This is a genomic window from Burkholderia paludis (genome assembly GCF_000732615.1).
GTDB classification, from domain to species: Bacteria; Pseudomonadota; Gammaproteobacteria; order Burkholderiales; family Burkholderiaceae; genus Burkholderia; species Burkholderia paludis.
This window is the reverse complement of record NZ_JPGL01000071.1, coordinates 36,951-52,199: the sequence shown is the minus strand read 5'-3', so window position 1 is coordinate 52,199 and position 15,249 is coordinate 36,951. Positions and strand designations below refer to the sequence as shown.

The 15,249-nt window shown below is 69.6% G+C and carries 14 protein-coding genes and 1 riboswitch; of the genes, 4 read left to right on the top strand and 10 right to left on the bottom strand.

The genetic code is table 11. From position 1 onward, the window contains the following. A partial coding sequence (locus GQ56_RS0132850; protein ID WP_031402692.1) for a DUF4136 domain-containing protein occupies window positions 1-338 on the top strand: 338 nt, incomplete at its 5' end. Window positions 339-389: 51 nt separating this feature from the next. On the opposite strand, the gene GQ56_RS0132845 is transcribed toward GQ56_RS0132850, so the two are convergent. From GQ56_RS0132845 to GQ56_RS0132810, 8 genes are all read right to left on the bottom strand, one after another. Beyond that, window positions 390-962 (bottom strand): TMEM165/GDT1 family protein, encoded by a 573-nt coding sequence (locus GQ56_RS0132845; protein WP_031402691.1) that lies wholly within the window; start codon window positions 960-962, stop codon window positions 390-392. A gap of 78 nt (window positions 963-1,040) precedes the next feature. Continuing rightward, a riboswitch (yybP-ykoY riboswitch) is annotated at window positions 1,041-1,178 on the bottom strand. Between the two features lie 129 nt (window positions 1,179-1,307). Continuing rightward, window positions 1,308-2,624 carry a guanine deaminase gene (gene guaD, locus GQ56_RS0132840; protein WP_031402690.1) on the bottom strand — a complete coding sequence of 439 codons (1,317 nt, stop codon included), beginning with the start codon at window positions 2,622-2,624 and terminating at the stop codon, window positions 1,308-1,310. Further along, complete coding sequence (locus GQ56_RS42310; RefSeq protein ID WP_075123082.1) at window positions 2,621-2,923, bottom strand: hypothetical protein; 303 nt, start codon at window positions 2,921-2,923, stop codon at window positions 2,621-2,623. Before GQ56_RS42310 ends, guaD begins: the two co-directional genes overlap by 4 nt. 28 nt (window positions 2,924-2,951) lie before the next feature. Beyond that, on the bottom strand, window positions 2,952-3,977 hold the full coding sequence (locus tag GQ56_RS0132835) for an adenosine deaminase (RefSeq protein ID WP_031402689.1): 1,026 nt from the start codon (window positions 3,975-3,977) through the stop codon (window positions 2,952-2,954). A gap of 18 nt (window positions 3,978-3,995) precedes the next feature. Beyond that, on the bottom strand, window positions 3,996-5,000 hold the full coding sequence (xdhC, locus tag GQ56_RS0132830; RefSeq protein WP_031402688.1) for a xanthine dehydrogenase accessory protein XdhC: 1,005 nt from the start codon (window positions 4,998-5,000) through the stop codon (window positions 3,996-3,998). 612 nt (window positions 5,001-5,612) lie between these two features. Further along, window positions 5,613-6,125, bottom strand: coding sequence for a disulfide bond formation protein B (locus GQ56_RS0132820; RefSeq protein ID WP_031402687.1), 513 nt, complete (start codon window positions 6,123-6,125; stop codon window positions 5,613-5,615). A 133-nt stretch (window positions 6,126-6,258) separates the two neighbouring features. After that, a complete protein-coding gene (locus tag GQ56_RS0132815; RefSeq protein ID WP_031402686.1) occupies window positions 6,259-7,635 on the bottom strand; it encodes an amidase in 1,377 nt (458 codons plus the stop codon). Window positions 7,636-7,642: 7 nt separating this feature from the next. Next, window positions 7,643-8,323 (bottom strand): GntR family transcriptional regulator, encoded by a 681-nt coding sequence (locus tag GQ56_RS0132810; protein WP_031402685.1) that lies wholly within the window; start codon window positions 8,321-8,323, stop codon window positions 7,643-7,645. Between the two features lie 279 nt (window positions 8,324-8,602). On the opposite strand from GQ56_RS0132810, the gene GQ56_RS0132805 reads away from it, so the two are divergent. Next, entirely contained in the window at window positions 8,603-9,718 is a 1,116-nt protein-coding gene (locus tag GQ56_RS0132805; protein ID WP_031402684.1) for a gamma-glutamyl-gamma-aminobutyrate hydrolase family protein, read from the top strand. A 115-nt stretch (window positions 9,719-9,833) separates the two neighbouring features. Continuing rightward, on the top strand, window positions 9,834-10,532 hold the full coding sequence (locus tag GQ56_RS0132800; protein WP_031402683.1) for a DUF2968 domain-containing protein: 699 nt from the start codon (window positions 9,834-9,836) through the stop codon (window positions 10,530-10,532). 77 nt (window positions 10,533-10,609) lie between these two features. Here the strand turns inward: GQ56_RS0132800 and GQ56_RS0132795 are convergent, their stop codons facing one another. After that, window positions 10,610-11,554 (bottom strand): flagellar biosynthesis protein FlhF, encoded by a 945-nt coding sequence (locus GQ56_RS0132795; RefSeq protein ID WP_031402682.1) that lies wholly within the window; start codon window positions 11,552-11,554, stop codon window positions 10,610-10,612. 352 nt (window positions 11,555-11,906) lie between these two features. Here GQ56_RS0132795 and tcuC point away from each other — a divergent pair, with 352 nt between their 5' ends. After that, window positions 11,907-13,202, top strand: coding sequence for an MFS transporter (gene tcuC, locus GQ56_RS0132790; protein ID WP_031402681.1), 1,296 nt, complete (start codon window positions 11,907-11,909; stop codon window positions 13,200-13,202). Between the two features lie 82 nt (window positions 13,203-13,284). Here tcuC and GQ56_RS0132785 read toward each other — a convergent pair whose 3' ends face one another. Continuing rightward, a complete protein-coding gene (locus tag GQ56_RS0132785; RefSeq protein ID WP_407638616.1) occupies window positions 13,285-15,123 on the bottom strand; it encodes a tetratricopeptide repeat protein in 1,839 nt (612 codons plus the stop codon). Window positions 15,124-15,249: the final 126 nt, after the last annotated feature.

Below are 15,249 nucleotides of genomic sequence, written 5' to 3'. Positions count from 1 at the left end.
GCCCGTGGGGGCCGTGGGGTCCCTGGGGGCCGATGCCGGCGGGCTATGTCGCGCAGACGTACCAGGTGTTCGACTACACGCTCGGCATCCGCATCACCGAGCGCGCGACGGGCAAGGAGGTGTACAACGTGTCGGCGCGCACGACCGGCGACAACGGCGCGCTGCTGTATGCGATGCCGTACCTCGCGCGCAGCGCGCTCGCCGATTTCCCGCTGTCGAACGGCGCGGTCCGTTCGGTCCGGTTGCCGGTCGACAAGCGCGGCGGGCCGGCGGCGGCGCCGGCCAACGAGCGCGCGGTGCCGGCCGCACCGGCCTCGGGCGCGGCCGCCGCGAAGTAACGCGGCATCACCTCGGCGCGGCCGCCCGGCCGCGCCGGCCCATGCCCTGCGTCAGACCCCGATGCCGAGCAGCGCCAGCGCGCCGAGCACGACGAACAGCACGGCCGCGATCCCGTGCACGAGCTTCGTCGGCAGACGGTGCGCGAAGCGGTCGCCGAGCAGGATCGCGGGCACGTTCGCGAGCATCATCCCGAACGTCGTACCGGCCACGACCCCGACGTAGTCCTGGAAGCGCGCAGCCAGCGCGACGGTGGCGATCTGCGTCTTGTCACCCATTTCCGCGAGGAAAAAGGCGACGAGGGTCGCGCCGAACACGCCGAGCCGCGAACGGTTGGCATTGGCTTCATCGGCATCGAGCTTGTCCGGCACGAGGATCCACAACCCCATTGCGATGAACGAGAACGCGAGCGCCCAGCGCATGATCGATGGCGTGATGAGCGTGCCGAGCCATTCGCCGAGCGCGCCGGCGAAACCGTGGTTCACGAGCGTCGCGACGAGCACGCCGAGAATGATCGGCACGGGCTTGCGATAGCGCGCGGCCAGGACGAGGGAAAGCAGTTGGGTCTTGTCGCCGATTTCAGCAAGGGCGACGGCGCCTGTGGAGATCAGGAAGGCTTCTGACACGAATGGGGTTCCACGGGCCGATGTTGTGCGTGCGAGCGACGATCCACCGCGCGCCGGGCCCTGATACGGCGCGCTGTGAACCATCGGTCTCGCCAGGCCCAGGTGGCTGCGCCCGCCATGGCCAAACGGCCAAGTCTGTTGACGGACGCCTTCGTCACGATGCGCGCCGGGGGCGCGGGGCATCGAGCGAAGCGGCTACTCCCCAATGAGTGGCGGATTCTAGCACGGCGCATTGCGCCCGGGAAAGCGGCCGGAGCAGCGTGTCGGGCCGGCGCGAGCCGGCGATCGTCGATGCGCCGGCGGGAGCGGCGGCGGATGCCGCCGCAACGAGACCCCGGCGCGTCGTTACGCGGCGGCGCGGCGGGCCGCGCCGCGCTCGTGGACGAGCGCGCCGGCCGCGTAGGTGCGGTATACCGCGCGGTCGTCGCCCAGCAGCGCGAACGCGAACAGCAGTTCCTCGAGCGAGTCCGCACGTTTCGTGCGGCGCGCGAGCAGCGGGGTGGCCTGCGGATCGAGCACGACGAAGTCGGCCTCGGTGCGCGGCGCGAGCGTGCCGACCGTGTCCGCGAGGTCTAGCGCCTGCGCGGCGCCGGCCGTCGCGAGCCAGAACATCCGCGTGGCGGTCAGGTGGTGGCCCGACAGCCGCGCGACCTTGTGCGCCTCGTTCATCGTCTGCAGCATCGAGAACGACGTGCCGCCGCCGACGTCGGTTGCGAGCGTGACCGGCACGTCGTGTTCGCCGGCCTTGTCGAAGTCGAACAGTCCGCTGCCGAGGAAGAAGTTCGACGTCGGGCAGTGCGCGACGACGGTGCGCGTCTCGGCCATCCGGCGGCGGTCCTCGTCGTCGAGGTGGATGCAGTGGCCGTACACCGCACGCGGGCGCAGCAGCCCGTAGCGGTCGTAGATGTCGAGATAGCTGCGATGGCCGGGAAACAGTTCGGCCACCCATTTCACCTCGTCGACGTTTTCCGCCACGTGGCTCTGCACGAACACGTCCGGATGGCGGCGCGCGAGCTCGCCGCACGCCTCGAGCTGGGCCTCGGTCGACGTCGGGGCGAAGCGCGGGGTGAGCGCGTACATCTGGCGGCCCTTGCCGTGCCAGCGCCCGATCAGCTCGGCACTGTCGTCATAACCCGATTGCGCGGTGTCGCGCAGGAATTCCGGGCAGTTGCGGTCCATCAGCACCTTGCCCGCGATCATCCGCAGGTCGCGCGCGTCGCTGGCAGCGAACAGCGCATCGGCCGATTGCTTGTGCACCGTGCAGTAGACGAGCGCGCTGGTCGTGCCGCAGGCGAGCAGTTCGTCGACGAAGAAGTCGGCGACTTCGCGCGCATGCTCGGGGTCGCCGAACTGGCGCTCGGTCGGGAACGTGTACTTGTCGAGCCACGGCAGCAGCCCCGGCGCCGGCGACGCGATCATGTCCGTCTGCGGATAGTGGATGTGCGTGTCGATGAAGCCGGGCACGATCAGCTTGTCGCGCAGGTCGTGGACGATCGCGTCCCGCGCAAGCGTCGCGGCGAGCTGCGCATGGGCGCCGGCCGCGACGACCTTGCCGTCGTCGACGATCAACAGGCCGTCGGTCTCGTAGTTCGCGGCCTGGCTCGATTGCGCCGGGTCGCCGTTGAAGGTCAGCAGTTGGGAACGAAAAGCGGTTTGCGTCATGACGAATGGTCCTGCATCAAGGTAAGGCGAACAGAAGAAAGCGGTCGATGCCGCGCGGGCGACGGCATGGATGCCGCCGCCCGCGCGGTTGCGCTGCGGCGGCTCGCGAGCCGCCCGGGCAGGCGGCCCGCGGCGCGGCCGGATGCGATTGCGCGGACGGGCATGGCGGCCAGCCTCGCATCAACCCACGACGCCGTGCGCCGCCGGCCTGCGGCGGCCGGGCCGCGCGCACGCGGGCGATCGGTCCGGCGCAACTGTTGGCCGGCGGTCGCGAAGCGGAAGGCGATGCCGTGTTTCATCTGTCTGGGCGAACCTCGATGCCGGCCGTCACGCGGCCTGCCAGTACGCGTCGAGGCGCGCGAACAGTGCGTCGCGCTGCGCCGGTTCGATGAACGACGCCTCGAAGCCGTTGCGGAGCACCGCGTGGACTTCGGCATCCGTGAGTTGCAGTCCTTCGGCCGTCGCGAAGTAGTTTTCGTTGACGTAGCCGCCGAAATAGGCCGGATCGTCGGAGTTGATCGTCACCGCGACGCCGCGGTCGAGCAGCGCCTTCAGCGTGTGTTTCGTCATGTCGTCGAATACGCACAGCTTCAGGTTCGACAGCGGGCAGACGGTGAGCGCCGTGCGCGTCCTGGCGAGGCGCTCGACGAGCGCCGCGTCCTCGATGCTGCGCACGCCGTGGTCGATCCGGTCGACCTTCAGCACGTCGAGCGCTTCGTAGATGTAGGCGGGCGGGCCTTCCTCGCCCGCGTGCGCGACGAGCTTCAGCCCGAGCGCGCGCGCCTTCTCGAATACGCGCGCGAACTTCGCCGGCGGATGGCCGAGTTCGGACGAATCGAGGCCCACGCCGATCAGGCGATGGCGATAGCGTTCGAACAGCGGCAAGGCCGCTTCGAAGGTCGCGAGCGCATCCTCTTCGGACAGGTGGCGCAGGAAGCACAGGATCAGCCTGCTCGACAGCCCGCGCCGTTCGGCGTCGGCGAGCGCGCGCTCGATGCCCGCGACGACCGTCTCGATCGGCACGCCGCGCTCGGTGTGCGTTTGCGGGTCGAAGAACAGCTCGGTGTGGACGACGTTGTCGGCCAGCGCCCGTTCGCAGTACGCGGCCGTCATGTCGTGGAAATCCTGCTCGGTCAGCAGCACGCTCGCACCTGCGTAGTAGATGTCGAGGAACGACTGCAGGTCGGTGAATGCATATGCGGCGCGCAGCGCGTCGATCGAGTCGTACGCGAGCTTCACGCCGTTGCGCTGCGCGAGCGCGAAAATCAGCTCGGGCTCGAGCGAGCCTTCGATATGGATGTGCAGCTCCGCTTTCGGCGCGCGGGCAATCTTGTCCTTGAATGTCGGTGTCATGGCGTCGTTCTTGGTCGGTCAGTATGTGGGGGAAGCCTGCGCGGCCGTATTCGCCTCGACGGCCTGCAGCAACTGCGCGGCCACCGAGATCGCGATCACTTCGGGCGCCTTGTCGACGATGCCTTCGACACCGACCGGGCAGCGCATCCGCGCGACCTGGGCCGGGTCGATGCCGATCGCCGCGAGGCGATGATCGAACTGCGCGCGTTTCGCGTGCGAGCCGGTCATCCCGAAGTATGCGTAGTCGCCGCGCCTCAGGATGCGCTCGGCCAGCACGAAATCGAGTGCGTGGTCGTGCGTCATCACGACGAAGTAGGACTGCGGCGGCGCGGTGTCGACCACGTCGGCCGGGGCGGCGGCCGTTTCGATCGCGAGGTTGCCGATGCCTGCGAGCGTGTCGGCCGGCGGGAACGCCGCATCGGGCTCGTCGATCCAGCGCACGTGGCACGGCAGCGTCGCCAGTACCTTCACGAGCGCGGTGCCGATGTGCCCGGCGCCGAACAGCACGACGGGGAACGCGAACGGCGCGATCGTTTCGGTCATCAGCGACACGCCGCCGGTTTCCCACAGCAGGCAGTCGGCACGCGCGGCTTCCGATTCGGGCTCGCTCAACAGCGGCGCGCCCGGCGAGGGGCCGAATGATACGCTACGCACGGTCGCGGCGCCGGCCGCGACGCGCTTCGCGACCGACATGATCCAGCCGAGGTCGCCGACGTCGAGCCGCTCGAACGCGAGCACGACCGCGCCGCCGCAGCACTGGCCGAGGCTCGGGCCGAGCGCGAGCCGCTCGAGCCTGCGCGCGTGGGACACGTGCGCACCGTCCTTCAGCAGGTGCCGCGCGATCTCGATCGCCTTCCATTCCAGATGACCGCCGCCGATCGTATGGCGAGCCGTGTCGCGCGTGACGATCATCTTGGTGCCGGCTTCGCGCGGCGCGGAGCCGTCGGTGTGCGCGACCGTCACGAGCACGGCCGCTTCGCCGTGCGCGAGCAGTTGCTGCAGATCGCCGAGCCAGGCTTCCATCAGCAGGCTCCGTTCGGGACGATGCCGCGCGACACATGTCGCGGGCGGGCGGCGGCGATGACGGACGGGAGCGGGGCAGGCCGTCCGCACGGCTGGTGCGGTGCGGCGGCGGCGCGCCGACGGCGCGCACGCAGGACGCCGCCGGACGCGCGGACGCCATGAGGGTGACGGATGCGGATGGTGTGCGTTGTCATGATGAATCCAGTCGACATTGCGGATCGGGCGCGCGTTACGCAGGGGGGGAGACCGCCTGGTCTCGCGCACGTAGATCGCCATCCAGTCCCGAAGATAGCACTGCGACGCGACGGGAACATTGCCGCGCGGTGATCCGGGCTATCAGGAGGCGATCATGTCGATCATAGGCCCGTCGCACGGGATCGGCGTGCCGATGCGAGCGCATCGGGACGAAATGCCGGCGTGACGGGGCGTGGGGCGCGGCGATCGCGCGCCGCGCGTCGGCCCGGCAAACCGGGCGGCGACCGAGTAGGTGTTTACGCGCGGCCGGCCGCATGAGGCCGGCAAACGCGCCGCCCGGCCCCGGGGGAGGGCCCGCCGGCGGCGCGCGACCCGGCGCTCGGGCCGCGCATGCATCGGGCCGGCAAGGGCGGCCGGTCAGCCCGCGAGCTTGCGGCGATGGCGCCAGAGGCTTGCGGCGACCGCAACCAGGATCACGGCGAAGCCGATCAGCGCCCAGCCGGGCAGCAGGATGCCGAAGATCGGCGGGTAGACGGTTTCGCACAGGCCCGCGACCTTGAACATGCCGGGGAACCACTGCGCGGGCGGCAGGCTGTCGACGATCGGCTGCAGCGTGTCGAAGCCGCAACTGAAGCCCGGATTCATCTGGATCGACAGGTGACGCGCGGACGTGCCGACACCGCCGGCCGCGGCGATCGCGATCAGCAGTTCGAGCACCCAGATGCCGCGCCAGTTGCGGAGCCCCGCGGCCAGGAACGCGAAGATTCCGATTGCGGAGAAGAAGTAACGCTGGATGATGCACAGCGGGCACGGATCCTCGTTCTTCACGTACTGCAGGTACAGCGCACCGGCCAGCAGGGCGATGCACGCCCATCCGAGCAGCATCAGCAGGCGGCGTTCGCGGCGTAGTGCAAGCGTGTAGTCGTTCATGTCGGCGGGGTTCCTCGTGGGTCGGTCCGGAAAACAATCGCGCGATTTTAGCGCGAACGGTCTGGCACGAAACTGACGGCACGCGCGCGGCACCCCGCCGCACGCGTGCATTGCCTGCCGGCGACGGGTACGGTCAGCGGATCGTGTTCAGCACGGCCTCGACCGACTGGCCGATCGAAAGCAGCGCGTCGTCGCGATGCGGCGCCGCCGCGAGCATCAGGCCGACCGGCGCCGCGTCGCGCGGATGGCACGGCAGCGACAGCGCGCATGCATCGAGGAAATTGAATGCGCTCGGATTGCGCAGGATCAGCGCATTGGTGCGCGTGAACGCGTCGTCGTCCGTCTCCAGATCGGCGATGCGCGGCGGCACGACCGGCACCGTCGGCGCGACGAGCGCGTCGAAGCGCGACCAGACCGTGTGCGCGGCTTCGTCGAGCAGCGCGGCGCGTGCGGCGAGCAGGTCGAGATAGTCGGCCGCGCTCGCGGGTTCGCCCTTCAGGATTCGCGTGAGCACGCGCGGGTCGTACTGGTCGCGATGCCCGGCGAGCAACGGGCGATGCCACGCGTAGGCCTCGATCGGCGAGAAGCCGAAGCGGTTGATCTCCGGCAGCCGGTCGAGCGCGGCGAAGCGCACTTCCGTGACGATCGCGCCGGCGGCCTCGAGATGCTTGAGCGCGGTGTCGAGCGCGGCCGCGACGTCGGCATCGACGCCGTCCGTCACGTAGTTCGTCAGCACGCCGAGCCGTACGCCTTCGAGCGGCCGTGCAGCCGGCACGTGCGGTTCGAGGCCGGCGAGCATCCGGTCGACGAGCGCGCAGCACGCGACCGTCAGGCCGATCGGGCCGAACGAGTCGAGCGTCGTCGACAGCGGCACGCCGCCTTGCGTCGGGATCCGGCTCGCGGTCGGCTTGAAGCCCGTCAGCCCGCACAGCGCGGCCGGAATGCGGATCGACCCGCCCGTGTCGGTGCCGAGCGCGACGGCGGCCATCCCGTCGGCCACGGACGCGGCCGCGCCGGACGACGACCCGCCGGAAATCCGCGCGTCGCCCGGCACGTCGCGGCGGTACGGCGAGCGCGGATTGCCGAAGTGCGGATTGAGCCCGAGCCCCGAAAACGCGAACTCGCTCATGTTGGTGCGGCCGACCAGCACCGCGCCTGCGCGCTTGAGCCGCGCAACGGCGACCGCATCGGTGCGCGCGGGCGGCGCGCCGTCGAGCACGCGCGAACCCGCGCGCGTCACCTGGCCCGCGACGTCGAACAGGTCCTTGACCGACACGGGAATGCCCGCGAGCGGCGACAGCACGGTGCCCGCGGCGCGCAACCGGTCGTGCGCGTCGGCGGCCGCGCGCGCGTTGTCGGCATCGACTTCGGTGAATACGACCGCGCCCTGGCCTGCCGGATCGGCGATCCGGTCGAGCGCGGTGTCGACGAGCGCGCGGCTCGTGGTCCGGCCGGCGGCGAGATCGGCGGCGAGTTGGGCGAGCGGGGGGAAGGGCGTCAAAGTGGTCATGGGCGGCTCAGGGGCGAAGATGTTGAAGAAGCGTGGCGCGGAACGAATCGATATGCGCTTCGACGGCCGCGCGCGCACCGGCGGCGTCGCGCGCGGACAGCCGTTCGAACAGCGTGCGATGTTCGTGCTGCACATCGGCGAGATGGTGCGGTTCGGACAGCGTGACGAACCAGAAACGCAGCGCGCGCTCGTGCAGCGCACGCAGGATTTCGGCGAGGACCGCATTGCGGGCAGTCGCGGCGATCGCCTGGTGGAACGCGCGGTCGAGTTCCATCATGCCTTCGACGTCGTGCGCGTCGACGCAGGCCTGGCCGCCGTCGAGCAGCGCGGCGAGGCGCGCGAGGTCGTCGGGCGTTGCATGGCGCGCGGCGAGTTCGGCGCAGTGCGCTTCGTTGATGCGTCGCACGTCGATCACCGCGACGATGTCGTCGAGCGACAGCGGCTGCACCATCAACCCCTTGCGCGGCATCACGGACAGCAGCCCTTCGAGGACGAGCCGATGCACGGCCTGGTGCACCGGCGTGCGGCCGATTCCGGTGCGCGCGACGAGGTCGGCTTCGTTGAGCGCGGCGCCGGGCTTCAGGCGCATCGTGATGATGTCGCGCTGGATCAGCGCGTATGCGCGATCGGCGAGGCTCGCCGCCGGCGCGGCGGGCCGGTCGCGGGTAACGTCGGTCGGGGTGTTCATGCGGGTGGCGGCGCGTCGGCAGGACGGGGCGCGATCATGGCGCGGGCAATCGGTCGGTATGGGCGATGCTGGATATTATTGTGATATATCACTGGTGTCCAGTCCCGGCCACGTGGCCGCGGTGACGCCCGCTCGGGATCGGCACGCCCTTTCGGTGCGGATGGCCGCCGGCTTGCGACAATACCGGCAGGATGTTGCGGGTTTGCCGCGCGATCGTGCGCTGAAGCATAATGAATCCCCGTCTATCCATACGCGTGAGCGACGTACCAGACCATCGTCATGAGCGAACACACGCCTTCCCCGGCCGGTCTGCCCGGCACCGCCTCCGTTTCTTCCGATTCCCCCCGCACCGATCCGGCGAATGCGCCCGATGCACCGGCCGCGCAGGCCGCCGTGGAGAACGTGGCCGCCGGCGGCGGCGTGCCGCCGAAGCCGGGCACGCCGCCGCCCGGGTTCGGTGCGCAGCCCGATTTCGACACGCCGCGCCCGCCGCCCGCCAGCGCGCAGAATGCGCCGCCGGCCTACCTGAAGCAGAACGACACGCCGTGGTCGGTGTTCGGCCGGATCATCGCCGCGCGTGCGCGCCGGCTGTTCGACCGCGCCGGCCAGCGCATCACGCAGCGCACGCTGCGCATCGGCGTGTCGGCGCGGATTTTCCATCCGGAACCGGGGGCGAAGGGGCTGCGGGGCAAGACGCTGCAGTATCTCGAGGAATCGATCGCCCACTGGGTGATGTCGCGCGACGTGCTCGTGTTCATGATTCCGACCGTCGGCCAGCAGGGCATGATCCACCCGAGCAACATCCGCCTGCGCGATTACGCGAAGCATCTCGACGGCCTGCTGCTGCAGGGCGGTGCCGACGTGTCGCCGCAAACCTACGCGGCGTCCGACGCTCGCCCCGAGTGGCCGGGCGATCGTGTGCGCGACATGTACGAACTCGAGCTGCTGCACGAGTTCGTCGAATCCGGCAAACCGGTGCTCGGCGTGTGTCGCGGCTGCCAGCTGATCAACGTCGCGTTCGGCGGCTCGCTGTACCAGGACATCGCCACCGATGTGCCGACCGCGCATGCGCACGTGAGCGAGCAATACGACCAGCATCGTCACGCGATCCGCTTCCCGGATACGTCGACGCTGGCGAGCATGTTCCCCGGGCGCAGCGAAGCGATCGTCAACTCGATTCACCACCAGGCGATTCGCGATCTCGGTCGTGACCTGAGCATCGAAGCCGTGTCGGCCGGCGACGGGATCATCGAAGGCATTCGCCACCGTCGTTCGCCGTTCGTCGTCGGTGTGCAGTGGCACCCGGAGTTCCATCGGGCCGGCGGTTCGGAGCTGCTCGACTGCACGCCGTTGCTCGATGCCTTCCTGCGCGCGGCGCGCGAAACCCGCCTGTAGCAGCGCGCATGCTGCGCGTTCCACGCAGGCCGGCCGCATCCCGTTAAATTCGAGATGCGGCCGTTTTGTTTTGAACGATAATCGCGAGTTCCGATTCGTTCGCCGGAGTCTGACGTTGGTTTTCCGAAATTTTTCCCCTGCGCGATGCGCGACCTGGATCGTTGCGCTGGCTGCCTGCGCGCAAGCGGGCATGGCCTGGTCCGCCGACGCGACCGCGCCCGTTGCCGGTACGCGTCCGGCGGTCACGAGCCTGAGCGGCGACGCGGCGCAGGCGGCATCCGCCGCGGCTGCGACGGATGCCGCCGTGCACGGCAACGTCGCCGAGCTGACGCAGATGCTGCACGACGGCCGGATCGTCGAGATGCGCACGACGTACAACGGCAGCTACGGTGCGAGCCTGCTGTTCGACCCGCGCGAGATGACGTACTACGTCGCGCTGTTCCAGGACAAGAATCTGTGGCGCGTGATCCGGTCGCAGGAAAAGAGCCGCGCGGAGATGGTGTACGCGAATTTCGTCGAGCAGACCGTGCAACTCGCCGATATCGAGATCCGCCGTACCGAGCTGCAGGCGCAAAAGGCATTTCTCGAACGCGTGATCGCGCTGCAGTCGAGCCGTGCGCAGCAGTTGCAGGCCGACCTGAGTGTCGCGCGCAGCCAGCAGGCCGAAGTCGCGCAGCGGCAGAAGTCCGCGCAGGAGCAGACGCAGTCGCTGCAGGTCGAGAAGCGGGCGGCCCAGATGCAGTTGCGCGACCTGCAGGAGCAGGTGCGGCAACTCGAGAAGCAGAACGAGACGGGGCTGCCTGCGAACAAGTGACGATTCGTCAGACGGTAGGACAGAGACGAGCGAAACCCGGCGAAGCGATCTTCGCCGGGTTTTTTGTTGGCGGTGCGTCAGCGCGCGAACGCGTCCGGCGTATCGGTCAGGCGGCGGTGGGACAGTTGCGACGTCCAGTCGAAACCGTCGGCGGATGCCGGCGTTGCCCGGGCAGGTTCGAAGTTGCGCAGCGCGTTTGCCATCGCGATCAGTGTGAGCGGATCGTCGAGCGTGTCGCGTGCATGGCCAGTCGCGGGCGGCGGTGCGACGAGCTGGTCGCGTTTACCGGTGTCGGCTGCGGCGCTCCGGGTCGGCGGGGGCGCAGCCAGCCGCGGTTCGGCCGGATGCCGGGCCGCCGCCGTGCGCTGGCCGTATGAAGGCGGCGACGCTTCAACCGATGCGGGCGGTACGCCGGGCGTTGCCTGCGGACGAGGCGACGCCGGACGACGTGCGACGTGACGGGCTGGCGGCGCCGGTTCGGCCGCCGTCGCGACAGGCGCGGGCATCCTGCGCTGCGGCGAAGCGCTAGTGGACGCATCCGGCCTGACCTCGGCGGTGCGCACGATGCTGCTCGACGATGTCGCGCGATCCGGCGCGACGCCGGCCATTTCACTCGCGTACGCTGGCTCGAAGCCGGCAGGCCGTTCGTATGCGGCGATCAGCCAGCCGATGATGCCGAGCGCGCCGACGCTCCAGCAGATCGCGTACCACGCGCGCCGGTGGCGGGCGCCGCCGGCGGCGCGACGGGTACGGCGGACGGCTGCCGCTGGCAGGACGGCCGGGGCATCGGCCGGAGCCGCCGCCGGTGACACGATGGGCAGCGGCCGCCAGTGGCATGCGCGATGCGGCGTGTCGAAGTCGATGCAGGACGTCGCCAATGTCGCGAGGCAGCGCTTGCCGGGCCGTGCCCCGGGTGCGCCACGAAAGATCCATTCGCGGCCGAACGGTGGCATGTGATCGAACGGCGCGGCGCGCGGGCGGCCGAGCGCGCCTTCGACAGGGACAAGGGACGTTGGAGTCATGCGGGCGATATGCCGTGCGACACGGTTGGCCGTGCCGGCGCGGTGCGAAGATGTCGTCGGAAATCGAGACATTGTCGTCAGCCGGAGAAGGGCGGTCGATCAGATCAATCTGATTTTTGCTTTCGTTTCGGGGTGATTCGTACGATGAGGAGACCTTCGCGACGCTGACGATAACGGCGACACAAGGCAAATGTCGGGTTGGCGTGGCATGATGCGCGAACCAAGCCGGTGCGCACGTCGTCATGCGACGCACCGCCGGCGGGCAGCGATGCCCGCGTGCGCCCTGGCGCCGCGTGCATCGTCGGATCCATGAGGCGCGGATTCGCGTCATCCGAGTTGAGCGAGAAAAAACATGTCCACAGCGTCACACGCCAACGCGCAGGAATCGAAATTCCGCACCGTATTCCGGGTCGTCAGCGGCAACTTCCTGGAAATGTACGATTTCATGGTCTACGGGTATTACGCGTCGGCCATCGCCAAGACCTACTTTCCGAGCGGTAATGCATTCGCGTCCCTGATGCTGTCGCTGTCGGTGTTCGGCGCGGGCTTCCTGATGCGGCCGGTCGGCGCGATCGTGCTCGGCGCGTACATCGACCACCATGGCCGCCGCAAGGGGCTGATCCTGACGCTCGGACTGATGGCGCTCGGTACGCTCACGGTGGCCGCGATACCCGGTTACGCGACGATCGGCGTGCTCGCGCCGGTGCTCGTGCTGCTCGGCCGGCTGTTGCAGGGCTTCTCGGCGGGCGTCGAACTCGGCGGCGTGTCGGTCTACCTGTCGGAGATCGCGACGAAGGGGCACAAGGGCTTCTATACGTCGTGGCAGTCGGGCAGCCAGCAGGTGGCTGTCGTCTTCGCCGCGCTCGTCGGCGTGCTGCTGAACCGCGCGCTGCCGGCCGAGGAGATGACCGCATGGGGCTGGCGCATTCCGTTCCTGATCGGCTGCCTGATCGTCCCGTTCCTGTTCCTGATCCGCCGCTCGCTGAAGGAAACCGACGAGTTCCTGGCGAAGCGCCATCGTCCGACGATGGGCGAGATCATGCGCTCGATGCTCGAGAACTGGGGCGTCGTGGTCGCGGGCATGGGAATGGTCATCATGACGACGGTGTCGTTCTACATGATCACCGCCTATACGCCGACCTTCGGCAAGGAGGTGCTGCACCTGTCGTCGCTCGACGCGCTCATCGTGACCGTCTGCGTCGGTATTTCCAACCTCGTGTGGCTGCCGCTGTCCGGTGCGCTGTCCGACCGTATCGGCCGCCGCCCGGTGCTGATCGCGTTCACCGTGCTGACGCTGGTGACGGCATACCCGGCCGTGCTGTGGCTCGTCGGCGATCCGTCGTTCCTGCGGCTGCTCGCGGTCGAGCTGTGGCTGTCGTTCCTGTACGCGTCGTATAACGGTGCGATGGTCGTCGCGCTGACCGAGGTGATGCCGGCCGACGTGCGCACGGCCGGCTTCTCGCTCGCCTACAGCCTCGCGACGACGATCGGCGGTTTCACGCCCGCCATCTCGACGCTGCTGATCCATCAGACGGGCAACAAGGCGGCGCCGGGGCTGTGGCTCAGCGTGGCGGCGATTTGCGGGCTGATCGCGACGCTCGTGCTGTATCGCACGTCCGAGGCCCGCAACCAGTACAAGGCGGCCTGACGGGCGCCATTGCCCGGCGGCGTCTGCCGCACGCATTACGGTGAACAAAGGGAGCGCGCGCGCTCCCTTTGTTCGTATGCGCTCAGGCTTCGCGCAATGCGCCGGCGACTGTGGCCGCCACGTCGAGCCATGCGCCGGGGGCCGGCTGGCGGGCGAGCCGGGCCTGCGGATACCACGGGCAGTCGCTGCCGGTAAACCATCGCCAGTCCGGCGCGAACGGCAGCATGACCCACAACGGCTTGCCGAGCGCACCGGCGAGGTGCGCGACCGCCGTATCGATCGTGACGACGCCGTCGAGCCGCTCGATCAGCGCGGCCGTATCGGCAAAGTCGTTCAGCCGGCCGTCGAGCCGGTGTACGCGCGGATGCGCGTCGACGCGCGCGCGCTCGTCGTCGTCGAGTGCCGGCTGCAGGACGATCCAGTCGATGTCCGGCAGCGCGAGCAGCGGCGCGAGCGCGTCGAACGGCATCGAGCGGTTTTCCTGCGCCTGCCGGCGCCCCGACCACGCGAGGCCGAACTTGCGCCTGGACTGGCCGCCGAGCGAGCCCCGAAAGCGCCGGCGGGCGCCGTCGGGGGCATCGAGGTAGCGCGAGGCCGCGACGATGTCGTCCGGCTGCATCCCGAGCAGGAATGGCAGGCTCATCAGCGTGCAGGCGACATCCGCCGCCGGTTGCTTCGCGGCTCCCTGCGGGGCGAGCGTTACGCGCCAGCGCGAGGCGGCCGGCGCCAGCAGCGCAACGAGTTCCGGCTGGACTTCGAGCACGACGCGCGCGCAGCGTGCGCGCGCGAGCGGCACGAAGCGGACGAACTGCAGCGTGTCGCCGAACCCCTGTTCCGCGCGGATCAGCAGCGTGCGCGATGCGATCGGCTCGCCTTGCCAGCGCGGCAGCGTGCCGAGCGGCGTCGCGCCCGGCGTGTCGTGACGTGCCTCGTAGGCGGGCAGGCCGCGCGTGAAGTCGCGCAGCGTCAGCAGCGTGACCGCGCGGTGCAGCCGCGCCAGCGTGAGATCGGGTGCGACGCGCAGTGCCTGGTCGAATGCGCGCAGCGCCATCTCGTGCGCGCAGAGCGCGTGATGGGCGTTGCCGAGGTTCAGCCATGCGAGGCCGAACGACGGATCGAGACCGACTGCGCGCTCGTAGTAGGGCAGCGCGTCGCGGTGGCGTGCCTGCGCGCACAGGGCGTTCGCGAGGCCGAACAGCGCGAGCGGAAATGGCGGATGCAGCGCGAGCGCGGTTTCGAACGCGGCGGCCGCCTCGGCATGCCGGCCGAGCGCATCGAACGTGTTGCCGAGATTGAAATGGGCGGCGACGAAGCGCGGCTGCGCGGCGATCGCGGCCTGGAAGTGCGCGATCGCGTCGTCGGCGCGGCCCATCGCGTTCAGCGCCATCGCGAGGTTGTTGTGCGCGCCCGCATGGCCCGGCCGCAATTCGAGCGCGCGACGGAATGCGACGAGCGCGTCGTCGTGGCGGCCGAGCGCGTTCAGCGCGTTGCCGAGATTGTTGTGGATCGATGCGTCGTCGGGCGTGAGCCGCAGCGCGCGGCCGAATGCGTCGATCGCATCGTCGTGACGCTGCAGCGCCGCATACGCGTTGCCGAGGTTGTAGTGCGCGAGCGGAAATTCGGGCGCGAGCGTCAGCGCGTTGCGGAAACGGTCGATCGCCTCGTCGAGCCGGCCGAGCGCTTTCAGCGCGTTGCCCAGATTGAGCTGCAGCGCGGCATCGCCCGGCCGCAACGCGACGGCGCGGCCGACGAGATCGGCCGCTTCGGCGTGCTGGCCCTGCTGGTGCCGCAGCACGCCGAACAGATGCAGCGCGTCGGCGTCGGCGGGGTTGGAGGCGAGCGCGTTGCGATAGCCGTGCTCGGCCTCGGCGAGGCGGCCCGCGCGGTGTGCGGCATACGCCCGGTCGAATGCGGAATCCATGACGCGAAAACTGACGGAAAGCGCGTATTTTCCCATACTGCGCGGCAGAGCCGCGTGTCGGCCCGCTGGCATATGGCCCCGTCACGCGGAGCGGCGTAGACTTGCAGGGTCGCGTGTCATCGAGGT

Coding starts and splice junctions, on each gene's coding strand:
- guaD (WP_031402690.1), bottom strand. CDS start 2,624: ATGACGCAAACCGCTTTTCGTTCCCAACTGCTGACCTTCAACGGCGAC.
- GQ56_RS42310 (WP_075123082.1), bottom strand. CDS start 2,923: ATGAAACACGGCATCGCCTTCCGCTTCGCGACCGCCGGCCAACAGTTG.
- GQ56_RS0132835 (WP_031402689.1), bottom strand. CDS start 3,977: ATGACACCGACATTCAAGGACAAGATTGCCCGCGCGCCGAAAGCGGAG.
- xdhC (WP_031402688.1), bottom strand. CDS start 5,000: ATGGAAGCCTGGCTCGGCGATCTGCAGCAACTGCTCGCGCACGGCGAA.
- GQ56_RS0132820 (WP_031402687.1), bottom strand. CDS start 6,125: ATGAACGACTACACGCTTGCACTACGCCGCGAACGCCGCCTGCTGATG.
- GQ56_RS0132815 (WP_031402686.1), bottom strand. CDS start 7,635: ATGACCACTTTGACGCCCTTCCCCCCGCTCGCCCAACTCGCCGCCGAT.
- GQ56_RS0132810 (WP_031402685.1), bottom strand. CDS start 8,323: ATGAACACCCCGACCGACGTTACCCGCGACCGGCCCGCCGCGCCGGCG.
- GQ56_RS0132805 (WP_031402684.1), top strand. CDS start 8,603: ATGAGCGAACACACGCCTTCCCCGGCCGGTCTGCCCGGCACCGCCTCC.
- GQ56_RS0132795 (WP_031402682.1), bottom strand. CDS start 11,554: ATGACTCCAACGTCCCTTGTCCCTGTCGAAGGCGCGCTCGGCCGCCCG.
- tcuC (WP_031402681.1), top strand. CDS start 11,907: ATGTCCACAGCGTCACACGCCAACGCGCAGGAATCGAAATTCCGCACC.
- GQ56_RS0132785 (WP_407638616.1), bottom strand. CDS start 15,123: ATGGATTCCGCATTCGACCGGGCGTATGCCGCACACCGCGCGGGCCGC.